Annotated in this window: 19 protein-coding genes, 1 tRNA gene and 3 pseudogenes; 15 read left to right on the forward strand and 8 right to left on the reverse strand. The window is 70.7% G+C overall.

Annotated elements, in window-relative coordinates; all coding sequences use genetic code 11:
- Position 1 precedes the first annotated feature (1 nt).
- The 8 genes and pseudogenes from ABTY20_RS20880 to ABTY20_RS20915 all read left to right on the forward strand — a co-directional run.
- On the forward strand, positions 2-991 hold the full coding sequence (locus ABTY20_RS20880) for a PIN domain-containing protein (RefSeq protein ID WP_351998525.1): 990 nt from the start codon (positions 2-4) through the stop codon (positions 989-991).
- Between the two features lie 275 nt (positions 992-1,266).
- The gene (locus ABTY20_RS20885; RefSeq protein ID WP_351998507.1) at positions 1,267-2,118 is read left to right on the forward strand and encodes a helix-turn-helix domain-containing protein; all 852 of its coding nucleotides are present in this window, start codon (positions 1,267-1,269) and stop codon (positions 2,116-2,118) included.
- 97 nt (positions 2,119-2,215) lie between these two features.
- Complete coding sequence (locus ABTY20_RS20890; RefSeq protein WP_351998508.1) at positions 2,216-2,605, forward strand: ATP-binding protein; 390 nt, start codon at positions 2,216-2,218, stop codon at positions 2,603-2,605.
- A 175-nt stretch (positions 2,606-2,780) separates the two neighbouring features.
- A complete protein-coding gene (locus ABTY20_RS20895; protein ID WP_351998509.1) occupies positions 2,781-3,632 on the forward strand; it encodes a sigma factor-like helix-turn-helix DNA-binding protein in 852 nt (283 codons plus the stop codon).
- The gene (locus ABTY20_RS20900) at positions 3,629-4,450 is read left to right on the forward strand and encodes a protein phosphatase 2C domain-containing protein (protein WP_351998510.1); all 822 of its coding nucleotides are present in this window, start codon (positions 3,629-3,631) and stop codon (positions 4,448-4,450) included. The genes ABTY20_RS20895 and ABTY20_RS20900 overlap by 4 nt, the downstream gene beginning before the upstream one ends.
- 135 nt (positions 4,451-4,585) lie before the next feature.
- The gene (locus ABTY20_RS20905) at positions 4,586-4,933 is read left to right on the forward strand and encodes an SCO3933 family regulatory protein (protein ID WP_351998511.1); all 348 of its coding nucleotides are present in this window, start codon (positions 4,586-4,588) and stop codon (positions 4,931-4,933) included.
- A 5-nt stretch (positions 4,934-4,938) separates the two neighbouring features.
- Positions 4,939-5,550: pseudogene (locus ABTY20_RS20910) on the forward strand (FtsK/SpoIIIE domain-containing protein); the annotation flags it as partial.
- Positions 5,540-6,310, forward strand: a pseudogene (locus tag ABTY20_RS20915) (tyrosine-type recombinase/integrase); the annotation flags it as partial. The pseudogenes ABTY20_RS20910 and ABTY20_RS20915, both read left to right, overlap by 11 nt.
- A 7-nt stretch (positions 6,311-6,317) precedes the next feature.
- Here the strand turns inward: ABTY20_RS20915 and ABTY20_RS20920 are convergent.
- The 4 genes from ABTY20_RS20920 to ABTY20_RS20935 form a co-directional block, all read right to left on the reverse strand.
- Positions 6,318-6,548 carry a response regulator transcription factor gene (locus ABTY20_RS20920; protein ID WP_351998512.1) on the reverse strand — a complete coding sequence of 77 codons (231 nt, stop codon included), beginning with the start codon at positions 6,546-6,548 and terminating at the stop codon, positions 6,318-6,320.
- Positions 6,549-6,565: 17 nt separating this feature from the next.
- Positions 6,566-7,135: a hypothetical protein gene (locus ABTY20_RS20925; protein ID WP_351998513.1), complete on the reverse strand. Its 570-nt coding sequence runs from the start codon at positions 7,133-7,135 to the stop codon at positions 6,566-6,568.
- Between the two features lie 222 nt (positions 7,136-7,357).
- A tRNA-Arg gene (locus ABTY20_RS20930) sits at positions 7,358-7,430 on the reverse strand.
- Positions 7,431-7,713: 283 nt separating this feature from the next.
- Positions 7,714-8,925 (reverse strand): MFS transporter, encoded by a 1,212-nt coding sequence (locus ABTY20_RS20935; RefSeq protein ID WP_351998514.1) that lies wholly within the window; start codon positions 8,923-8,925, stop codon positions 7,714-7,716.
- 335 nt (positions 8,926-9,260) lie between these two features.
- On the opposite strand from ABTY20_RS20935, the gene ABTY20_RS20940 reads away from it, so the two are divergent.
- Positions 9,261-10,175: a LysR family transcriptional regulator gene (locus ABTY20_RS20940; RefSeq protein WP_351998515.1), complete on the forward strand. Its 915-nt coding sequence runs from the start codon at positions 9,261-9,263 to the stop codon at positions 10,173-10,175.
- A 127-nt stretch (positions 10,176-10,302) separates the two neighbouring features.
- On the opposite strand, the gene ABTY20_RS20945 is transcribed toward ABTY20_RS20940, so the two are convergent.
- Positions 10,303-11,595 (reverse strand): M6 family metalloprotease domain-containing protein, encoded by a 1,293-nt coding sequence (locus ABTY20_RS20945; RefSeq protein WP_351998516.1) that lies wholly within the window; start codon positions 11,593-11,595, stop codon positions 10,303-10,305.
- Positions 11,596-11,871: 276 nt separating this feature from the next.
- On the opposite strand from ABTY20_RS20945, the gene ABTY20_RS20950 reads away from it, so the two are divergent.
- Together ABTY20_RS20950 and ABTY20_RS20955 are read left to right on the forward strand one after the other, a co-directional pair.
- The gene (locus tag ABTY20_RS20950) at positions 11,872-12,513 is read left to right on the forward strand and encodes a TetR/AcrR family transcriptional regulator (protein WP_351998517.1); all 642 of its coding nucleotides are present in this window, start codon (positions 11,872-11,874) and stop codon (positions 12,511-12,513) included.
- Positions 12,514-12,682: 169 nt separating this feature from the next.
- Complete coding sequence (locus tag ABTY20_RS20955; RefSeq protein WP_351998518.1) at positions 12,683-14,227, forward strand: MFS transporter; 1,545 nt, start codon at positions 12,683-12,685, stop codon at positions 14,225-14,227.
- A gap of 77 nt (positions 14,228-14,304) precedes the next feature.
- Here the strand turns inward: ABTY20_RS20955 and ABTY20_RS20960 are convergent, their stop codons facing one another.
- On the reverse strand, positions 14,305-14,826 hold the full coding sequence (locus tag ABTY20_RS20960) for a MarR family winged helix-turn-helix transcriptional regulator (protein ID WP_351998519.1): 522 nt from the start codon (positions 14,824-14,826) through the stop codon (positions 14,305-14,307).
- Between the two features lie 140 nt (positions 14,827-14,966).
- Between ABTY20_RS20960 and ABTY20_RS20965 the strand changes: the two genes are divergently transcribed.
- The gene (locus ABTY20_RS20965) at positions 14,967-15,728 is read left to right on the forward strand and encodes a dioxygenase family protein (protein WP_351998526.1); all 762 of its coding nucleotides are present in this window, start codon (positions 14,967-14,969) and stop codon (positions 15,726-15,728) included.
- 24 nt (positions 15,729-15,752) lie between these two features.
- On the opposite strand, the pseudogene ABTY20_RS20970 reads toward ABTY20_RS20965, so the two are convergent.
- Positions 15,753-16,263 (reverse strand): annotated as a pseudogene (locus ABTY20_RS20970) (GNAT family N-acetyltransferase); the annotation flags it as partial.
- A 193-nt stretch (positions 16,264-16,456) separates the two neighbouring features.
- Between ABTY20_RS20970 and ABTY20_RS20975 the strand changes: the two are divergent.
- On the forward strand, positions 16,457-17,455 hold the full coding sequence (locus ABTY20_RS20975; protein WP_351998520.1) for a sigma-70 family RNA polymerase sigma factor: 999 nt from the start codon (positions 16,457-16,459) through the stop codon (positions 17,453-17,455).
- Positions 17,456-17,840: 385 nt separating this feature from the next.
- Positions 17,841-18,512, forward strand: a complete 672-nt coding sequence (locus ABTY20_RS20980; RefSeq protein WP_351998521.1) for a TetR/AcrR family transcriptional regulator — start codon at positions 17,841-17,843, stop codon at positions 18,510-18,512.
- Positions 18,513-18,620: 108 nt separating this feature from the next.
- On the opposite strand, the gene ABTY20_RS20985 is transcribed toward ABTY20_RS20980, so the two are convergent.
- A complete protein-coding gene (locus ABTY20_RS20985) occupies positions 18,621-19,592 on the reverse strand; it encodes a helix-turn-helix transcriptional regulator (protein WP_351998522.1) in 972 nt (323 codons plus the stop codon).
- 61 nt (positions 19,593-19,653) lie between these two features.
- Here ABTY20_RS20985 and ABTY20_RS20990 point away from each other — a divergent pair, with 61 nt between their 5' ends.
- Positions 19,654-21,168 (forward strand): MFS transporter, encoded by a 1,515-nt coding sequence (locus ABTY20_RS20990; RefSeq protein ID WP_351998523.1) that lies wholly within the window; start codon positions 19,654-19,656, stop codon positions 21,166-21,168.
- Positions 21,169-21,305: the final 137 nt, after the last annotated feature.

The following is a 21,305-nucleotide window of genomic DNA, read 5'->3' on the forward strand; positions in this document are numbered from 1 at the left end:
CATGCTGATCGTTCTCGACACGAACCTATTGCCCAGACAAGGAAAGGTCAAGAATGTTGCAATCTCCACGTTGCTGCGCATAGCCCCTGCCCTTGGTGCCACCGTGGCGATTCCTCGTGTCGTGCTGGCGGAGTCAATTAATGCTAGGCGGCAGGTGGTGCAACAAGCCATCGACCAGCACAATGCTGCTGTGGCGAACCTTGCGAAGTACTGCGAAATTAACGCAGCCTATTTCCCTTCACTGGAAACTATTGTCGATGAATGGAAGGAGGAGCTGGAGACCTCATTCGCCGTTCTTGAGTTGGATGGAGAAGACGCGATTGAGGCACTGGAGCGCGAGGCTATGAGGCGAAAGCCGGCGAAGGTAAACGGCACGGGTGCTCGCGACTCAGCGATTTGGCTCTGTGTCAAAAGGTGCCACTTCGAGAAGGCAGGGGACACTCATTTCGCTTCCGGAAATACAGAAGACTTTGCCGCTTCGAAGCGGGACCATTCCTTGCATCCGGACCTTGTGGAGGAACTGGGTGAGAGATCTTCTGATTTTCACTATCACACCAGCATCGATTCGGTGATTGACGCTCTCTGTTCGCGCACCAAGGTGTCGCTGACCATGAAAGCCTTGTCGAGTGAAATACTCCTGTCGATCATTGATCAAATTGTTGATCACGAAGATTTGGGGAACTTTCCAGAGTTTTCCGATCGAAGCTCTGAGGATTTCGGGCCAATTGAGTCGCTCTATTTCACTAGTATTGATGTGCGCAGTGCGTACTCTGCCGCAGAGGTGACGGTAGGTTTCGTTTCTGCCACATTCCAGATGCCGCTCGCGCCCGAAGCGCATGAAACACTCGGAACGTCGGTGACTGGAAGGCTGGGGGGTTGGTTCGAGCTCACCGGAGATGGACAAGTAGCTGAATTTGATGTGACAATGCTCAGGATCCTTTCCTACGTGAGGGCGTGGGAAGAGCAAGATGGCGCTGCGGCCGAGCTTTGATATCAGATCCAAGCCTTCGGAGCCGACCGCCCCAGCCGGGACGTACCCCTCCCACGGCAAATAGCTGAATTGTGTACCGCGCGGCACGGGCGTCGGCCGGGCTGGAGCGGGGCGGAGACAGGAGCGCAGGCCCGGCCGGGGGCCGGGCCGCGTGCGGGGAGCGGAGCGAGTCGCCTTGAACCAGTAGAGAAAGTTTGAATCACGCTCGGTGCGCTCGATGATCACTGAGGTTCATGTACCCGGTCACCGCTGTCCCGTGGTGTAGAACCCTGGGTATGGGGAGTGAGCGGCGGGAGCGGATGAAGGCGCTCGGGGTGCGTCTTCGGGGGCTGCGTACTGAAGCCGGCCTGACGGGTGCCGTGCTGGCACAACGGGCCGGTGTGGGGCAGCCGACCGTTTCCAAGGTCGAGACCGGGCGCATGGTGCCGAGTTCTGACGTGCTGGACCGGCTCTCGCGTGCCCTCGGCCTCGACGACTCGACCGCGCGTGAGGTGCGTGACCTCCTGGTCGCCGTGGAGGCTGCCGCGGACTCCGGTCCGGCATCTGGTGATGAAGCTCCCGCCGTGGCTGTCCTCGATGAAGCGGTGCGGTCTGCTCGGTTGGTGCGGTCGTTCCAATGCATCGTTCTGCCGGCCATGCTCCAGAGTGCGGAGTACGCCCGGCACGTCTTCGAGAGTGCGCCGAACTCGACTCCTGAGGCGGTCGGTCGGGCGGTTGCTGACCGTGTGGAGCGGCAGAGCGTGCTGTACGAGCCGGGGCGTGAGTCGGTGTTCGTGCTGACGGAAGCGGTGTTGCGTACCTGGCCCGGAACTCCGGCGCTGATGCTCGCCCAGCTTGACCGGTTGCTGGCCGTCGAGAGTCTGAGCACGGTACGGCTCGGGGTCATCCCTTGGCGTCGGCCGGTGCCGCTTCTGCCTCGTCATGGGTTCACGCTGTGCGATCAACGGGCGGTCGTGATTGAGGCGTTCGTCGGGGAGCGGGTGTCGGCCGACTCCGCCGAGGTGGCCGCGTACGAGGAGGCGTTCGGTCGCTTCGAGCGGGCTGCCGTCTTCGGTGACGAGGTGCGGGAGCTGCTGTTGCGGGTGATGAAGGAGTTCCGCGAGCTGGGAGACACCGTCACCCCTTAGAGGAATAATTCCTCTGTATGCCTGGTCTGTTGGTCGCGCATGGGAATACTCTGCCGCTGCGCTGTCTAGACCCCTAGACGCAGACAAGGAGCTTGCCATGCGTACCAAGTGGTGCCGCGCCTTCCCCGGCCTGGCCGAGCAAGTGGTCCAGGCCCGTCACTTCGTGACCGCCATGATCGCTGAGGAGGGGCCGGTCGATGACGCCGTCCTGGTCGTCAGCGAGCTGGCGACCAACGCCGTGCGGCACTCGCGGAGCGGTTCGGTCGGCGGCTGGTTCCTCGTGATCGTCGGCTTCGGTGGCGGCCTCGTGCGCATCGAGGTGGTCGACCAGGGCGGCGAGCGTGTGCCGCATCTGTGCGACGTGACCAGCCATGAAGAGGGCGGGCGCGGGCTGCTACTGATCACCTCCTGCGCCAAGGACTGGGGTGTGAAGAACTGGCCCGACGGGCGTTCCGTATGGGCCGAGCTGGCATGGGAGGGCGCGTGACCGCGCTCCTCTCGTCGATAGCCGGCGGTTGCCTTGTGGGTGGTGGCGGGTGAGTCCTCGGGGTGTGCCTCGGCGGCGGTCGCGGTTCTTCGTGGTCGGCGGTCGTACGGGACGGCGCCTGCCGCCCATTCCGTCTAGGGCCCTAGACTCCTGGTTACTTCTGGGAGGTGTGGTCATGTCGGATGAGTTGCAGCGGATCATGGCGATCGATGATCCGTACCTGCTCCTGCGTGAGGTCACCACGAGGTTGGCCGACGCGCAGCAGGAGGTGACCGAGCTCGCCCGGCTCCGCCGCCGTGTGGTCCAGGACCTCCACGCGCAGGGACTGTCCTATGCGCAGATCGCCGAGAAGGCTGGCCTGAGCCGCGGGCGGATTCACCAAATCCGGCACACCGGCCCGGCGCCCGAGGGTGCCTTCCTCGGCACGGGTGCCGTCACGGTCGTGACTCCGCTGCGGTGGGACGACACGAAGAAGCGCCCGGTCGTCGCCATGGCCGACGTGAACTCCGGGAAGCGCCTGGAGGAGCTGGCGAAGACGTACGGGCTCAGCGTGAGCTCCGGCCACGTACTGGTGAGCGGTGAAGTCGACCTCAACCGTGACGGCCTGGTCGTCGTCTGCGGGCCGGGCATGTCCCAGGCCATGAGCGACCTGTACGCCCAGGACCCGGTACTCGGCTGGGAGCATCCGGAGGGCGAACCGTGGGCGCTGGTGGACCGGCGTACCGGCACGGCGTACCACGCGGGAGCGGACATTGAGCCGCGCCGCCCGCACGATGTGGGATACCTCGGCAGGCTGCCGCGTCCGGACGGCAACGGTTCGGTGCTCGCCATCGCCGGCATCCACACGGCTGGCTCCCTCGGTGTCGTGCATCTGCTCGCCTCGGACCTCGGCGCGCTGTGGGGGCAGGTGGGGGAGCGGCACTTCTCCACGCTGGTGAGCGTCGAGTACGACCCCGAAACCGACGAACCGCAGTCCGTCGAACTGCTCTGTCCCCTCTACCTGCACGACGAGGAGACGACGGCGTGAACGTCGCCCTCGGCTCCCTGCCCGCCGAACCGGGCCAGCAGAACGAGGACTTCGCAGCCGTCGCTCCCGGCGCGGCCGTCCTCCTCGACGGTGCCAGTGTGGCCGGGGCGGAGACCGGATGCGTGCACGGCGTCGCCTGGTTCTCCTCGACGCTGGGCGGGCTGCTGCTGAGCAGCATCACGGCACACCCCGCCCGGCCGCTCACCGACTGCCTCGCCGACGCGATCCGGGACGTCCGCTCGCTGCACGAAGGCACCTGCGACCTGACCTATCGGGCCAGCCCGACCAGTACGGTCGTCGCGGTCCGGGCCGGTGGGGGAGCTCTGGAGTACCTCGTCCTCGGTGACTCGACTCTCCTCCTCGCCGACAGGGACGGGAAGACGACTGCCGTCACCGACCAGCGCCTGGACGAGGTCGGTGAACGGCTGCGCGCGCCGGTCGACGAACTGCCCACCGGCTCACCTGAACACGCTGCCGCCCTGGCCGAGTACCGCGACGCCCTGACTGGGCTCCGTAACCGGCCGGGTGGCTTCTGGATCGCCGGCCCCGAACCGCGGGCGGCCGAACACGCCCTCACGGGAACGGTGCTGCTGGAGTCGCTGGCGTCCGTGACGCTGATGAGCGACGGCGCCACACGCCTCGTCGACCAATTCGCCCTCGCCGACTGGCGAGAGGTGCTGGCCGTCCTAGGCTCCTCCGGCCCGGACGAACTGATCCGCCACGTACGGGAGGCGGAGAACGGCGACCTCGACGGGCAGCGCTGGCCGCGCGGCAAGGCAAGCGACGACGCGACGGTCCTTCACTGGGCGCTCCCGTAGCGCGTTCGGGTGGCCTTCGACGCCCGCTCGTATACCCCCCTAGACAGTTGAGGTGGGTTCCCCCCTGTGCTGTCTAGGGAGGTATTCAGCGGCTCGGTGTCCGTGACGGACGCCCGATCAAGTGAGGTTCACAGCATGCGTGTCATCCCCGTGGGCACCTCGTCCGCCACTCTGCTGGTCACGAAGCTGCCCGAGGTCAAGGTGAGGGACCGGCAGACCGGCGAGGTGGCCGTGGACCCGGTCACCAACGACCGGCTCATGGTCCTGGAGCTGGTGTTCATCGCCCAGGGCGGCTCGGACATGATCAAGGTCACCGTTCCCGAGAAGGGCATCGGCGAGGGCCTGGTCATGGGTGCGCCGGTCTTCCTGTCCGGGCTGGTGGCCCGGCCCTGGGAGAGCGAGTTCGGCGGCCGTGCCCGGCACGGCATCGCCTACCGGGCGGACGCCGTCATGGTCGGCACTCCGGCTGCGGCGCAGGGCTGAGTGTCATGACCGATGTTCTGTGGGTTCTGGTGCTGACGCTGCTGGCGGTGACCGCGCTGGTCGCGGTGCACCGTCGGCTGCCGGTCCTGTTCTGGTGGCTGATCGGGTATCCGGTCGTCGCGCTGCGGGTGCTCGCCACATACCGGGCCACCATGGACGCCTGCGGCCTGACGGTGCCCGCCTCGGCCATGCGCCGGGCCACCGCCCGGATGATCGGGCGGCAGGCTGCTCCCGTACCGTCCCGCCATTCGCTGCCGCTGCCGACCGGGTCCGGGCTCGTGATGCGGCTGCGCATGGCGGCCGGGCAGGCACCCGAGGACTTCACCGCCTCGGCCGACCGGCTGCGGCACGCCTGGGGCGCGCACGCCGTGCACGTCCGTCCCACCAAACCGGGACGGCTGGAGCTGCGGTTGATCGGCTGGGACGTCCTGGCCGACGTCCGGCCCCCTCGGCGGTGGCTGCGGACCGAACCGCTGTCCCTGCCGCTGGCGCTGCGCGAAGACGGGCACTGGCACGTCCGGGACTTCCGTACCGTGCCGCACGAACTCATCCTCGGAGCCACGCAGTCCGGCAAGTCCGTGTACCTGCGCAACCTGTTGTGCGGGCTGGCGCGGAAAGCTCCTGGCGGCCGGCGTCGGTGAGCCGTCGGTGGTCAAGGCGTACCAGCTGCTGCGCGCCCTGATGAACACGGCCGTGGACGACGAGCTGATCCGGCGCAACCCGTGCCGCATCAAGGGCGCGGACCGCTACGACGTGCCCGAGCGGCCGGTCCTCACGGTGGCGGAGGTCTTCGCCGTCGCCGACTCCATCGCGCCCCGCTACCGGCTGCTCGTACTCCTGGCGGCCTTCACCACCCTGCGGTTCGGGGAGCTGGCGGCTCTGCGGCGCCGGGACATCGACCTGGAGGGGCTGACCGTCACCGTGCGCCGGGCTCAGGCCGAGCTGCAGGACGGCCGGCTCTTCGACAAGGCGCCGAAATCCGCGGCCGGGGTGCGCTCCGTCTCCTTCCCCGCCGAACTGCTCGATGCGGTCACGCACCACCTGGAGCACTTCGCCGCTCCCGGCCGCGACGGGCACGTCTTCGTCGGGCCGCAGGGCGGACAACTGCGGCGCAGCAACTTCCGCGACGACTGGGTCAAGGCCCGGAAGGCTGCGGGCGTCACGGCCGAGCTGCACTTCCACGATCTTCGGCACACGGGTAACACGCTGGCCTCGACGGCCGGGGCCAGTACGCGGGAGCTGATGACGCGGATGGGGCACAGCAGCTGCCGGGCCGCGCTGATCTATCAGCACATGACCAGTGACCGGGACCGGGCCATCGCCGATCGACTCGGGGCCATGATCCGCAGGGATGGGGGAGCGGTACCCCTGGATTAATAAGGCACTAGATCAACCCGTTCTCCTCGGCCTTCGCCACCAGGTCCGCACGGTCGCGGGCGCCGAGAAGTGTCATGAGCCTCAGGACTTGTCGGCCGACGAGGCTCTGTGAGACGCGGGCCAATTGCCCGATCTCAGAGAAAGACAACCCCTGCGCCACCAGGCGAAGAACGTCGACGTCCAGCCGGGACAGCGGGGGATGCGACGAGTCCCCCACGGTTTCGGATTGCTCAGTCACGACGTTGCTTCCTTCTGTCAGGGACCGAGACCATCGTCCGCCAGCACGGCCGACGCCGCGTTGAGAAACGACACGATGTGATGGTGCACGGCCAACAACGCATCCTCTGCCGCACGTTCGTGTTCCTCCGTGGCGGTTCCTTGCCGCAGAACCCGAACCCAGCGGTACACCTCGGCCCGCGAAACCAGCAGTGCGCCTTCCGCCTCGAACGCGGCCGCCGTAAGGGCAGGTGGCCCTTCCACCGTCACTGCCGACTGCCGTAGCTGAAGTTCTCCGTGCAGCCGTTCACCGGCTCGCGCGTAAGCTTCGTCGGCGGCATCCAGCAGCCTGCTTCGGTCCGGTTCCTCGGCCTCCGTCACCTCGGACGCGGACTTCACTGCCTCCGAGTGGAGGGCGTGAACTTCCTGGAAGCATTGGGCGAACGCGACATATGCAGACCGCCGCGGCTCCCGCAGCAACCGCACGTGCTCGGCGCGGAGCTGTGTCCGAGCCTGTCCACGGCCCAATAATCCGGTCGCCAGAGCGGCACCACCGGTGCCCAGCGCCCCCACGGCCGCGCCGAGCAGCGCAGCAAGTCCCGCATCCATGACCTGGCAGCTTAGGGCCTCCTGCGACGACGGCGCGGCGCGATTGTCCTCCCCGCAGAACCAGGGCCACACCGGACAGGACAAACAGAACGAACGAAATCAAGAGGCGGACCCGACGTGTCGGTCGTGGACTCCCCTTAGTGGCACGCGTGTGGCACGACCCCGGACACGACGAAGGGCCAGCCTGGGAGGAACCCCCTCCCGAGCTGGCCCTTCTGGCTGTGCCCCCGGCAGGATTCGAACCTGCGACACCCGCTTTAGGAGAGCGGTGCTCTATCCCCTGAGCTACGAAGGCGAGGGCTTGAGGGAACCCTGACGGAGATCCAGCGAGTGGATCTTCGGCAAGGAGCCAAGCCCGCTGGTCGGACGCGGTGCGGACCCTGCTGGGCGGCATCGCTGCCTGACAGGGGCCACGCCAACGGCTGACCAGGGAACAGGGTAGCGGATGGGCGTCCGTGGGGGGACTCGGGCAGCGCGCGCCGGGCGGGGTGGGCGGGGGGTGACGTGCTGACCTGTGGTTTCTCCAGGCTGCTCCCGTGAGAGCGCGTGCGGGACGCCGCCTCGCCGGCCGGGAGGGGTCAGCTCGTCGGTGTGGTGCGGCGGCCGGTGGTGGCGCGGAGGATCACGGCGAGGGCGACCAGGACGATGCCGAGCCGGACGACGCTCGTGACGCCCGCGTGGTCGGCGAAGAGGCCGCCGAGGAGGGCGCCCAGGGCGATGCAGGTGTTGTAGGCCATGGTGTTGAGCGACATCGCGGCCTCGAAGGTCTCGGGCGCGGCCGCGAGCGTTATGGTGATCTGGCTGAGCTGGACGACACCGAAGGCGACGCCCCACAGGACCATGGCGGTGATCACGCCGACGTCGTTCGTGCCGGTGGTCAGCAGTACGACGAGTGCGGTGACCAGGAGCAGGCCGCCCGCGACGAAGCTGCCCCGCGGGCTCCTCTCGACGGTCCGGCCGCCGATGAAGTTGCCGATCGCGCCGCCGACACCGAAGACGACGAGGACGACGGTGATGAAGCCGGCGGTGGCGGAGGCGCTCTCCTCCAGGTAGGGGCGGACGAAGGTGTAGGCGCCGAAGTGGCCGAGGACGGAGAACACGACCATGACCAGGACCAGGCGCAGGGGCACGTTCCTGACGGGCAGTTCGAAGACCTCGCGGACGGGGACCGTGTTCGCGGACGGCAGCGACGGGATCGTGAGGGCGACGGCGAGGAACACCAGAGCGCTGAGGCCGGCCCAGATCAGGAAGGTGGTGCGCCAGTCGCCGGCGCTCTCGAGCAGGGTGCCGAGGGGAATGCCGACGACGGTGGCGATCGAGATGCCGGACATCACCACGGCGGCGGCCCGGTTGGCGTGCTTCTCCGGGACGATGCGCATGGCCATGCTGACGCCGATGGCCCAGAAGACGCCGCTGGCGAAGCCCATGATCAGTCGGGTGCCCAGGATCAGCGGGTAGTTCGGGGCGATCGAGGTGATCAGGTTGCCGACGGCCAGCACGGCCAGCAGCGCGGTCAGCAGTCGGCGCCGGTCGACGCGGCGGGTCCAGGCCACGATGAACGGCACGCCGAGACCGGCCGCGACACCCTGCGCCGTGACCATGAGGCCGACCGCGCCCACGGAGACCCCGAGGCTCTCGCCGAGCGGGGTGAGCAGGCCGATCGGCATCAGTTCGGTGGTGAGGAAGACGAAGAGGCTGGCGGTGATGGCGGCCACGCCCAGCCATCCCCGGGCCGGGGACACCTGCTTCTGCGGCGTGACGGGCGTGTGTGTCTCTTCTCGGACGGTCATGTCGTCTCTCCGGGTGTGGTCGGGCGGGGTGTCCCGGTGTCCCAGGGCGCCGGGCCCGACGGGGGTCGTGACCACGGGCGGGTGCGCCCGTGGTCACCCACTGCGCTCCTGTTCCGGAGCGGGACGGGCGGGGAGGTACGGGGTGGTGGTGCGGGGCGGCCGGGCACGCCTCGGCGGGGTGCGCCCAGTGCGGGAGGCGGGGTGGACGGCGGCGGTGCGGCCCGCGGGCTTGCCGGAGGAGCCCGGTCGGGGCCCGCCCGGCGGAACCGGCCCGTGGGGCCTGCCGTGTGGGGTCCTCATCAGTGTCGGACCGGGGTCGTCGATGAGTCCAACACATGCTTGTCACGTCATCCATCGCGTATCACGATGGATCCGTGGAGCTCCAGCAGATGCGTTACGTGATCGCCGTGGCCGAGACCAACAGCTTCACGAGGGCGGCCCAGCGCTGCCTGGTGGTGCAGTCCGCACTCAGCCACCAGATCGCGCGCCTGGAGAAGGAGCTGGGGGCGAGGCTCTTCGAGCGCACCAGTCGCCGGGTCCGGCTGACCGCGGCGGGCGCGGCCTTCCTGCCCGCTGCCCGGCAGTGCCTGGACGCGGCGGAGCGGGCCGTCGCCGAGGTCGCGGCGGTCGTCGGGGAGGTGCGCGGGCGCCTCGCGCTGGGACTGATCCCCAGCGTCACCGCCGTGGACGTTCCCACCGTGCTCAAGGAGTTCCACCGGCGTCATCCGAAGGTCCGGATCAGCCTCGGTGTGGGAGGGAGCGACAGACTCGTCGAGCGGGTCAGGCAGGGCGAGATCGAGGTGGCCTTCCTCGGCATGCCGGTCACGACCCGCCCCCGGGGCGTCATGGCCCGGGAGCTGACCCGGGAGCGGCTGGTCGCCGTGGTCTCCCCGGACCACCCGCTCGCCGGCGAGACGTCGATCGACCTCCGTCGGCTGTCCTCGGAGGTGTTCGTGGACCTCCCGGCGAAGACCGCCGGCCGGGCCCAGTCCGATCTGGCCTTCGCCGCCGCCGGTCTCACCCGGGAGGTCGCCTTCGAGGTGACCAACGCGGACTACCTGACCCGTCTGGTCGGCGCGGGCCTGGGCGTGGCCCTGCTCCCGCCCGCGTACGTCGAGGGCCTCGCCGGCATGGTCACGATCGAGGTCACGGACGCACCGGCCCGCGCCGAGTACGTGATCTGGAGCCGGGAGGGCCGCACCCCGGCGGCCGCCGCCTTCCTGGACCTGCTGGACGTCCGGGAGGAGTGAGCGCGGGCGCCTCCGGCTCGTTCCCGGCCGGTGCGGTCGTGGCTCGGGTCCGGACCGGCGGTTCACCTCGCCCGTGCCGCGTCGTGCCCTTCCTGCCACCGTGCCCCCGGCGCCGGGGACCGGCGGATCAGCTCCGCGGCGTACGGGTCACCCGGACCCGGTACTCCTCCGCCCCCGCCGCCGTCACCGCCACCCGGACGCCCGCCCGGTGGTCCACGAAGGTCTCGCCCGGAGCGAAGGTGGCGTCCGAGAGTTCCGCGTGGACGTTCGGGGCACGGGTGCAGCCGCCGCTGTTCCGGGTGGCGTCGTGGACGGTGACCGGGCCCATGCCCGTGTCCACGTTCGCGTCGACGCGGTAGACGAGGACGCCGGGGCGGCACACCGCCTCGTCGTTGCCGGCGCGGGTGCGCAGCTCGACGGCGTAGCCGGAGTGGCCGTCCAGCGGGACGAAGACGAGTTTCGGGCCGCCGGCCCGTGCCAGGGGGGTGAGCGCGTACTCCCGGGTGCCCGGGCTCGCCGCGCAGCCGACCTGGGCGGCGTCCAGCCAGCCCAGCTTCCACTTGTGCCAGGCGAGGAGGTCGTTGTTGGCGCCCCAGTCCTCGCTCATGATGTCCCAGTGGCCGACCGCGCCGCCGCCCTCGGCGGTGTAGAGGTCGGGCAGGCCGAAGACGTGTCCGTTCTCGTGGGGCAGCACGCGGTAGCCGGTGCGGTCGTAGGAGCCGGAGCCGTCGTCCTGGCGGGAGTAGACGAAGGACGCGTTGGAGACGGGGACGCCGTCCGCGCTCGGGGCTTCCTTGTTGCCGGCGAAGGTGACGGACAGGACCGTGTCGAGGGCGGCCGGGCCCGCGTTGGGGGTCACCAGCACGTTCAGCAGGTCGTACGACTGGAAGTCCACCTCGGGATCGGCCTCGGCCACGAGGTCGTGGACCAGCTCGCGGTAGCCGGGATCGAAGGGGGCGCCGCGTTCTATGCCGTACGCGCGGAACGACTTGGGCATCCGGATCCAGTCGGGGACGGGGAGTTCGGGGCGGTAGTCGAGGCGGCCGTAGGAGCTGGTGGCGAACCACTCGCGGGTCTTGGGGAAGAACTCCCGGTAGCGGTCGAGGGCGTCGCCCTCGCCGGGCGCGTCGGAGAAGTCGATCATCAGGGTGAGGGCGCGGACCGTGCCGGTGGAGCGGGTGTAACCGGGAGCCGTGGGGATGCCCTCGGACATCTGGACCTCGCCCTCGCCGGTGATCATGCAGGGGCCGTGCGCGGAGGTGCGGGAGAGGCCGCTGGGGCCGGCGCCGGCGGGGGAGGCGCCGGAGGAGAGCCGGCCGTTGCCGGCCGAGGTGCTGACCGCGAGGGTCAGGGCGGTCACCGATGCCAGGGCGGCCAGTCGGCGCGGGGATATCCGGCGTCGGCTCGGCTGCGGCTGCATGCGGGGGACCTCCGCTCCACACGGCAGCCGCCGGTCTTTCGACTGCACCCTCTCGATGACCCTGCGTCACCGGGTGTGCGGGCGCCTGCCGGGAGGTCCGATCGTGGGGCCGTACGGTCCGGCCGACGTGATGCAGGTCACAGCAAAAGAGTTCCGGGGAGGGAAATAACCGGGGATCGTTTCCCCGTTTGGAACTGTGTCCGCACGAAACGGGGACTTCCTCCCCGGATCGCGGACATGACACAAAAATCACGCCACCACGACCAGGAGTGCACCGTGCAGACCGCCACCCCCGCAGCGCGCAAGGCGTCCCGGCCCCGCGCCGACGCCCTGCGCAACCGGGAGCGGATCGTCACCGCCGCCCGGGAGATGTTCGTCGAGTTCGGGCCCGAGGTGCCGCTCGACGACGTCGCCCGCCGGGCCGGCGTCGGCAACGCCACGGTGTACCGCCACTTCCCCGACCGCGACGCGCTGGTGCGCGAGGTCGTCTGCTCCGTGATGGACCGTACGGTGCGGGCGGCCGAGCAGGCGCTCAACGAGACCGGGGACGCCTTCGAGGCACTGGAGCGCTTCGCGCACACGGCCGCCGACGAGCGGATCAGCGCGCTGTGCCCGATGACCTCCAGCACCTTCGACCAGCACCACCCCGACCTGGAGGACGCACGCCGGCGCGCCGAGAGCCTCGTCGCTCAGCTGATGGACCGCGCCAAGGCGGCCGGTCAGCTCCGCGCCGACGTGGAGTACGGCGATCTGATGGTGGGCGTCGCCCAGCTGAGCCGGCCCCCGGCCGGCACCGGCTGCGACCACGCCGACCGCTTCGTCCACCGCCATCTGCAGCTGTTCCTGGACGGGATGCGGGCCCCGGCCCCGGCCGTCCTGCCGGGTTCGGCCGTGACCGTGGAGGACCTGCGCCGCTGAGCGATCCCTGACGACACCACGCACACCGCCCGCCCCGGGCGCGGGCACCGCTTCCGACGGCCGTCCACGGGGACGGGCCGTTCCCCGAGCACACCCGATTTCTTGAGCACACCCGATTTTTCGTTACAGAGTCTCGATTTCCGTCACAAGTACCGAAGTGGGTACCCCCATGCCTGAAACAGCCTCAGCGGCCGTGAGAGCGGTCCCGAACGGGCCGGACGCCAACCGGTGGAAAGCGCTCGTCTTCATCGCGCTCGCCCAGCTGATGGTCGTCCTGGACGCGACCATCGTGAACATCGCCCTGCCCTCCGCCCAGCAGGACCTGGGGATCTCGGACGGCAACCGCCAGTGGGTGGTCACGGCCTACGCCCTCGCCTTCGGCGGACTGCTGCTGTTCGGCGGCCGGATAGCCGACCTGTGGGGGCGCAAGCGGGCCTTCGTGCTGGGTCTGGGCGGGTTCGCCGCGGCCTCCGCGCTCGGCGGCGCGGCCACCAACGAGGCCATGATGTTCGGCGCCCGCGCGCTGCAGGGCGTGTTCGGCGCGCTGCTCGCGCCCGCCGCGCTGTCCCTGCTCGCGGTGATGTTCACCGACGGCAAGGAGCGCGCCAAGGCGTTCGGCATCTACGGCGCGATCGCCGGTGGCGGCGGTGCCGTGGGTCTGATCCTCGGCGGTTTCCTCACCGAGTACATGGACTGGCGCTGGACGTTCTTCGTGAACATCCCGTTCGCCGTGGTCGCCGCGGCCGGCGCGTACTTCGTCATCCGTGAGCCGGAGGGCGGCCGCAACCGCTCGTCGCTGGACATCCCCGGTGTGGTGCTGTCGACCGTGGGCCTGGTCGCGCTGGTCTACGGCTTCACCCGCGCGGAGTCCGAGGGCTGGAGCGACTCGCTGACGATCGGCATGTTCGTCGCCTCCGCCGTGCTGCTCGCCGCCTTCGTGGCCGTCGAGGCCAAGGTCAAGGCGCCGCTGCTGCCGCTGCGCGTCCTCACCGAGCGCAACCGCGGCGGGGTCTACCTCTCGCTGGGCCTGGCGATCATCGCGATGTTCGGCCTGTTCCTCTTCCTGACGTACTACCTGCAGGTCGTGAAGGGCTACTCGCCGGTCAGGACCGGCTTCGCCTTCCTGCCGATGATCGCGGGCATGATCACGGGCTCCACCCAGATCGGCACCCGGCTGATGACCCGGGTCCCGCCCCGGCTGCTGATGGGCCCCGGCTTCCTGGTCGCCGCGCTCGGCATGCTCTTCCTCACCCAGCTGGAGATCGACACCTCCTACGCGGCCGTCCTGCTGCCCGGCATGCTGCTGCTCGGTCTCGGCATGGGCACGGCGTTCATGCCGGCCATGTCGCTGTCCACGATGGGCGTCGAGCCGCGTGACTCCGGTGTCGCCTCCGCGATGGTCAACACCTCGCAGCAGGTGGGCGGCGCCATCGGCACGGCCCTGCTGAACACGATCGCGGCCTCGGCCACCACGTCCTACATCACCGACCACATCGGCGGCGCCACGAGCCCGTCCCAGCAGCAGCTGGTCCAGCTCCAGGGACAGGTGCAGGGCTACACCAGCGCGATCTGGTTCGCGGTCGGGATCCTGGTGGCCGCCGCGGCCATCGCCCTGACCCTGATCAACGCCGGCCGCCCGGGCAGCGCCGCGGTCGCCGGGTCCGCCGACGCGGGCGTCGAGGACGAGCTGGCGGTGCCGGTCGTCGTGCACTGACGTGAGACCACCCGTGCGGAGGGGGAGGGGACGCCTGCTCCGCACGGCTCCCCGGACCTGCCCCGACTCCCGCCCCGTCAGCGGAGCCAGGGCAGGTCCGCACCCGTCCCGCTCGGCTGGAGTCCCTCGGCGACGATCCGCATGATCTCGCCGAGGGATTTCTGCTGCTGCGGGGTGAGCCGGTCGAAGACCGCCTGGCGTACGGCGTTCACATGGCCGGGCGCGTGCCGGTTCAGCACCTCCTGTCCCTCGTCCGTCAGCACGGCGAACTGGCCCCGCTTGTCGGAGGGGCAGTCCTCACGGCGCACCCAGCCGCTCTTCTCCAGGCGCGCGACGGCGTGCGAGAGACGGGAACGGGTGATCTTCGCGGACCTCGCCAGCTCGGTCATCCGCAGCCGGCGGTGCGGCGCCTCGGCGAGCTTGACCAGCAGGCCGTAGTAGACGTGCGGCATTCCCGCGTCGCGCTGGAGCTGGCGGTCGAGGTGGTCCTCCAGGAGGGTGACGGCCTCGATGTACGCGCGCCAGACGCGCTGTTCCTCGTCGGTGAGCCAGTGGGGGTCGCCGGCGGACGCCGGTGATGTCGCGGGTGCCGTGTTCATGTACTCCACTGTACGACCAGCCTTCTTGAACATTAAACAAAACTGCCGTACAGTCGGTGGTGAAATTTGAGAGTTCAAGTAATCTTGGACGCAGTCCGCCGGAGGGAGCCGCCGTCATGACCGCCGCCACTCAGGAGCGCATGCCCGCGCTCTACCTCAGCCACGGCGCCCCGCCCCTGGCCGACGACCCGGTCTGGCCCGGTGAGCTGGCCGCCTGGTCGGCCGGACTGCCCCGCCCGAAGGCGATCCTGGTCGTCTCCGCCCACTGGGAGGAGGCCCCGCTCGCCCTCGGCGCCACCGAGACCGTCCCCCTGGTCTACGACTTCTGGGGCTTCCCCGAGCGCTACTACCGGGTCACCTACGGCGCCCCCGGCGCCCCGGCGCTCGCCGACTCGGTGCGCAAGCTGCTGCGCGCCCCCGGCATGCCCGTCCAGGACGTCCCCGACCGGGGCCTGGACCACGGCGCCTACGTCCCGCTGGTCGAGATGTACCCCGGCGCCGACGTCCCGGTGCTCCAGGTCTCCATGCCGACGCTCGACCCGGTGAAGCTGATGGAGATCGGGCGCCGGCTCGCGCCGCTGCGCGACGAGGGCGTGCTGATCATCGGCTCCGGGTTCTTCACCCACAACCTGGCCGCACTGCGGCAGGGCGGCATCCCCGCCTGGTCCGCGGAGTTCGACGCCTGGGGCCGGGAGGCCCTGGAGGCGCGGGACGTGGACGCGCTGCTGGACTTCACCCGCACGTCCCCGGCCGGCCTGCTCGCCCACCCGCGCACCGAGCACTTCGCCCCGCTCTTCGTGACCATGGGCGCCGCGGACGCCGCCGGGGAGCTCGGGGAGCAGAAGTCCGTGATCGACGGGTTCTGGATGGGGCTGGCCAAGCGGTCGGTGCAGTTCGGCTGAGCCGGCGGTGAGGGGCTCCGGCTCCTTCTCGTACCAGGCCACGTCCCACCGGCGGCCGAACGTGCGGCCCCCCTCCCGGCACGTGCCGACGTGCCGTAAGCCGAAACGCCCGTGCCGCCGCGCCGAGGCGCCGTCCGGCCGGGCGGCGCCCGCGTGGGCGCGGTGCACGTCCTCACCCGCCGGGGCCGCGGGGAGGGGCTCGTGGAGGAGCGTGCCGACGCCGCGCCGGCCGGCGCCGGGGGCGAGGCGGACCGTCGTCCCCACCGAGGTCGCGTAGGCGGGCCCGGGACGGAAGGGGCCGGAGGTGGCGTGCCCCGGGATCCCCCCGGGTGCCGGCGTCCGTGGCAACCATCAGGCGGTACGGGCCGTCTACAGGGTGGGAGAGCAGCCGGGGGCGGTACTCCTCCGGAGTGAAGGGCGCCGCGCCGAATGTGATCGCGGTCTCACGCGCGTAGGGGGTGTACGGGTCGGTCAGGGCCGGCAGGTCACCCCCGGCGCCCGGTCTGACCTGGACCTCTTCGTGCTCCGACGGCATCGCGCATCCTCGCGTGGCCGGACAGGGTACTGCATGATCAGAAAAATTGGGCGGCGGGTTGGGAATTCTGTCCTGATTCCAGTCGTTGTTTCCATCGGATGCAGGGCACTCGACCAGAGTCCGGAAGGGCCTGAGGGACGTGCTGAGCGTCCGAAGGACCGCCCGCTGACCTCATCATCGCAAGGGAGCACGCATGGCAACCCGCGCCGTCGCCCGTCGTCAGTCCGCCACCGGCGAGACGGCCGACTCGGCACGCAATGTCCGCGCCCAAAGCGGCGAGATCGCCGACCGCGACCTGGTCGGCATGTACCTGGACGAGATCGCGCGCACGCCGCTGCTCGACGCCGCCAAGGAAGTCGAACTCTCCCAGATCATCGAAGCGGGTGTGTTCGCACAGCAGATCCTCGACGGCCTCGAGGAGAACAAGGCCGGAGCCACCCCCGAGGAGCTCCGGGCCCTGGTCGACGCGAGCGAGCGGGCGAAGGACGTCTTCATCCGCTCCAACCTGCGCCTGGTCGTCGCCGTGGCGCGCCGGTACCCCCGCAGCGGTCTGCCGCTGCTCGACCTGATCCAGGAGGGCAACGCCGGCCTGGTCCGCGCGGTCGAGAAGTTCGACTACCGCAAGGGCTTCAAGTTCTCGACGTACGCGACCTGGTGGATCCGTCAGGCCATCACCCGGTCGATAGCCGACCAGTCGCGCACCATCCGCCTGCCCGTCCACCTGGTGGAGGAGCTGGGCCGGATCCGGCGCGTGCAGCGCGAGTTCAACCGTGAGCACGGCCGTGAGCCGGAGCCCGCGGAGATCGCCGCCGAGCTCGGCTCCACGCCGGAGCGCGTCACCGACGTGCTCGACTGGGCCCGCGACCCGGTCTCGCTGAACATGTCGGTGGACGACGAGGGCGAGACCCAGTTCGGCGACCTCCTGGAGGACACCTCCGCGGTGTCACCGGAGCAGTCGGTGCTGACGCTGCTGCGCAGCGAGGAGCTGGACGACCTGATCGGCCGCCTCGACCAGCGCACGGCCTCCATCATCAAGATGCGCTACGGCATCGAGGACGGCCGGGAGCGCACCCTGACCGAGGTCGGCAAGGAGCACGGCCTGACCCGCGAGCGCATCCGCCAGATCGAGAAGCACGCGCTGCTGGAGCTGAAGAAGCTGGCCCGCAGCACCGGTTTCGACGCGGCGGCGTGACGGCCGGGCCCGGCGCGGGGGCGTGACGCCGCCGCGCGGAGTCCGGGGAGCGACGGGGGCCGCGCGGGCCCCGGCCGCGTACGCCGGGTGGCGGAAGACCGCGCAAAACATGGCCGTTCCCCGCCGCTTCAACCCGCCGGAGGCAGGGAACAAGAAGGCAAGACCCACAAGTCAGGGCTCCGAAGCCCCTGAGATCCGGACCCCTCGAGCCACGTCCCGACGCACACCCCCCCCGGCGCCGGGACTTCCCAGAGCCGGGTTCGGCGCCCTCCCCCCGGGTGCCGGGCCCGGCTTCCTCGTGCGCGCCGGCGGGTCACCCCGGACCTGAACCCCGGGGTGGCCCACCAGATGGCAGATTGTGCCACATGGGCATAGCCTGCCGGGCGTGAGCAGCACCGCCCCGACGTCACCCCCTCCCGCGGTCTCGCTGACCGAACGGCGCAAGGCCGAGACCCGTATGGAGATCGCCCGCGCGGCGGCCGGCCTCTTCGTCCGGCAGGGCCTGCGGGCCACCCGCGCCGAGGACATCGCCCGGGCGGCCGGCGTCGCCCCGCGCACCTTCTACCGGTATTTCGCCAGCAAGGAAGAGGCCGTCGGACCGCTCTACGCCACCGGCGCCCGGCGCTGGGTCGAGGCGGTACGCGCCGCCCCGGCGGGGGTGCCGCTGCCGCAGGTGCTGGAGGACACCGCGCGCCACACGCTCACCCCCGGCCTCGGGGTGTCGGCGGCCTCCTGGGACCGGGCGCGCACCCTGATCCGGCTCGCGGAGGCGACCCCCGCCCTGCGCCGGGTGTGGGCCGAGGCGTGCCGGACGGCGGAGCGGGACCTGGCGGAGGCGCTGGCGCGGCGGCTGACGACCGCCCACCTCCCCCAGGACGCGGACAACGTTGCCGCCCGTGCCCGGCTGTGCTTCGCCGCCGCCGTCGCGAGCGCGGCCGTGCGCACGGCCATGGAGAGCTGGGCGGCGGGTGACGGTCCCTCCGAGGGCCCCCGGGGCCCGGCCGAACTGGCGGTCGCCAACCTCGCGGCGCTACGGGACTTCCCGTGGGAGGCGTGACGCGGGGCCCGGCCGCCCCCGAGAGGACCGACGCCGGGGCCCGGCCGTCCCCGAGGGGAGGCGCGGGTACGTCCACGGCCGCCCCGCAGGGGGAGACCTGACGCCGGGTCACGGCGCACCGCCCGCCGCCCGGCTCATCCGCGCCCCCAGCTCCCGCACGGCCTCCACCAGCCCGGCCGGCTCCCGCACCGTGAACTCGTACCCCAGCATCGCCAGCCGCACCGCCGTCCACTCCTTGGCGCCGCTCACCGTCGCCCGCAGCAGACAGCTCTCCGCGTCCAGCGGCTCGGGCGAACCCAGCCAGGGCGGGAGGCGGGCCGCGACCGCCTCGGCCGGTGCGGCGAAGACGACGACCATCTCGTACGACTCCTGCGTCCGGTACATGGACCGGCGCAGGTACTCCGCCGCGCTCCCCGTCGGCAGCTCCCTCGGGGTGAAGCGCGCCCCGGTCGCGAAGGGGGCGCTCACCCGGTCGACGCGGAACGTCCGCCAGTCCGCGCGGTCGAGGTCGTACGCCACCAGGTACCAGCGCCGCCCGGTCGACACCAGCCGGTACGGCTCCGTCACGCGCCGGGACTCGGTGCCGTCGGCCGCCCGGTAGGCGAACCGCAGCCGCTCGTGCCCGGCCACCGTGGAGGCCATGACGGTGAGCGTCTCCGGCGCGATCGTCGCACCGTCTCCGCTGGTCAGCGGGGTGGTCGCGGCCTGGAGCGTACTGACGCGGTGGCGCAGTCTGCCGGGCAGCACCTGCTCCAGCTTCGCCAGCGCCCGCACGGACGCCTCGTCCACGCCCTCCAGCGCGTGCCCGGCGCCGGCCCGCAGTCCGACCGCGATGGCCACCGCCTCCTCGTCGTCGAGCACCAGGGGAGGCATCGCCTTGCCGGCGGCCAGCCGGTAGCCGCCGTCCGCGCCGAGGGTCGCCCGCACGGGGTAACCGAGCTCGCGCAGCCGGTCGATGTCCCGCCGGATCGTGCGCCGGGAGACGCCGAGGCGCTCGGCGAGTTCGCCGCCGGGCCATTCGCGGGGCGTCTGGAGGAGGGAGAGGAGGGTCAGGAGCCGGGCCGGGGTGTCCGTCGTCATGGGACGAGGATGCCGCGGAATTAGGACCTGATCCGACCTACTCGGGGAATAGCGTGCGGACATGACCTTCACCGACACCCCGCCCGCACCGCGGCCCGCCCCGGGCGACCGCCGTCGCTGGTTCGCGCTGGCGATCGTGATGACCGCGGCCTTCATGGACCTCGTCGACGTCACGATCGTCAACATCGCGATCCCGTCCATCCAGCGCGACGAGGGCGCCACCTTCAGCCAGATCCAGTGGATCACCGCCGGTTACGCGCTGGCCTTCGCCGCCGGACTCGTCACCGGCGGCCGGCTCGGCGACATCCACGGCCGCAAGCGGATCTTCCTCCTCGGCATCGGCGGCTTCACCCTCGCCTCCGCGCTGTGCGGGCTCGCGGTGAACCCCGAGATGCTGGTCGCCTCCCGCATCCTGCAGGGCGCGATGGCGGCGCTGATGGTGCCGCAGGTGCTGTCGATCGTGCACGCGACCTTCCCGGCGCACGAGCGGGGCAAGGTGTTCGGGCTGTTCGGCGCGATCGTCGGCCTGGGCGCGGTGTCCGGGCCGCTGCTCGGCGCGCTGCTGACCGAGTGGAACCTGTTCGGCCTGGAGTGGCGGCCGATCTTCCTGATCAACCTGCCGGTCGGCGTCGCGGGCCTGGTCCTCGGCAGCCGCTTCATCAGCGAGTCGAAGGCGCCGCGGGCCCTGAAGCTGGACCTGGTGGGCGTCGCGCTGGTGACGCTCGGGCTGCTGATGCTGATCTATCCGCTGACCCGCGGCCGTGAGCTGGGCTGGCCGCTGTGGGGGTACGCGTCGATGGCCGGGGCGCTGGTGGTCTTCGCGGCGCTGGTGGCCTACGAGCGGGTCAAGGGCGCGCGGGACGGCTCCCCGCTGATCGAGCTGTCGCTGTTCAAGGTGAAGAGCTTCGCGGCGGGCATCGCGGTGCAGACGGTGTTCGGCATCGGCCTCGGCGTCTTCTTCCTGGTGTGGACGATGTACATGCAGATCGGCCTGGGCTGGAGCGCGCTGCGGGCCGGGCTGACCGGGGTGCCGTTCTCCGTCGCGGTCTCCGTGGCGGCCGGCGTGTCGGTGCAGCTGCTGGTCCCGCGCTACGGGCGCAAGGTGCTCCAGGCGGGCGCGCTGGTGATGGCGGCGGGCGTCCTGCTCTACATCGGGGAGGCGGAGCGCTACGGCACGGACATCGCCTCCTGGCAGATGGCGCTCCCGCTGGCGGTCATGGGCGTCGGCATGGGGCTGATCGTGGCCCCGCTGACCGACGCGGTGCTGTCCGAGGTGCCGCGTGAGCACGCCGGGTCGGCGTCGGGACTGATCAACACCGTGCAGCAGATGGGGAACGCGCTGGGGCTCGGTCTGGTGTCGGTGGTGTTCTTCGGGGTGATCGACGAACACCTCGACCCGGCGGAGGTGGGCCAGGCCTACACGGACGGGTTCCAGCACGCGCTGGGCTGGGTGGCCGCGGTGCTGGGCGTGATCTTCCTGCTGATGTTCGCCCTGCCCGAGCGTCCCGCCCAGCACGTGGAGGGGGCGGCGGAGGCCCCGGTGACGCCGGAGAAGGAGCCGGAGCTCGTGTCCTGAGCGGACGCGGGCGGCGGACGGGAGGGGCCCGGCACCCAGGGGGGATGCTGTTGGTTAATTCGGGCCTGGTCACTTCGCCCCGCCGCTATGCGGCGGGGCGAAGTGCTGTCAGGGGGCTGATGCGGGTACGGGCTAGG

This window comes from Streptomyces sp. NPDC126497 (assembly GCF_040302425.1).
Lineage (GTDB): Bacteria > Actinomycetota > Actinomycetes > Streptomycetales > Streptomycetaceae > Streptomyces.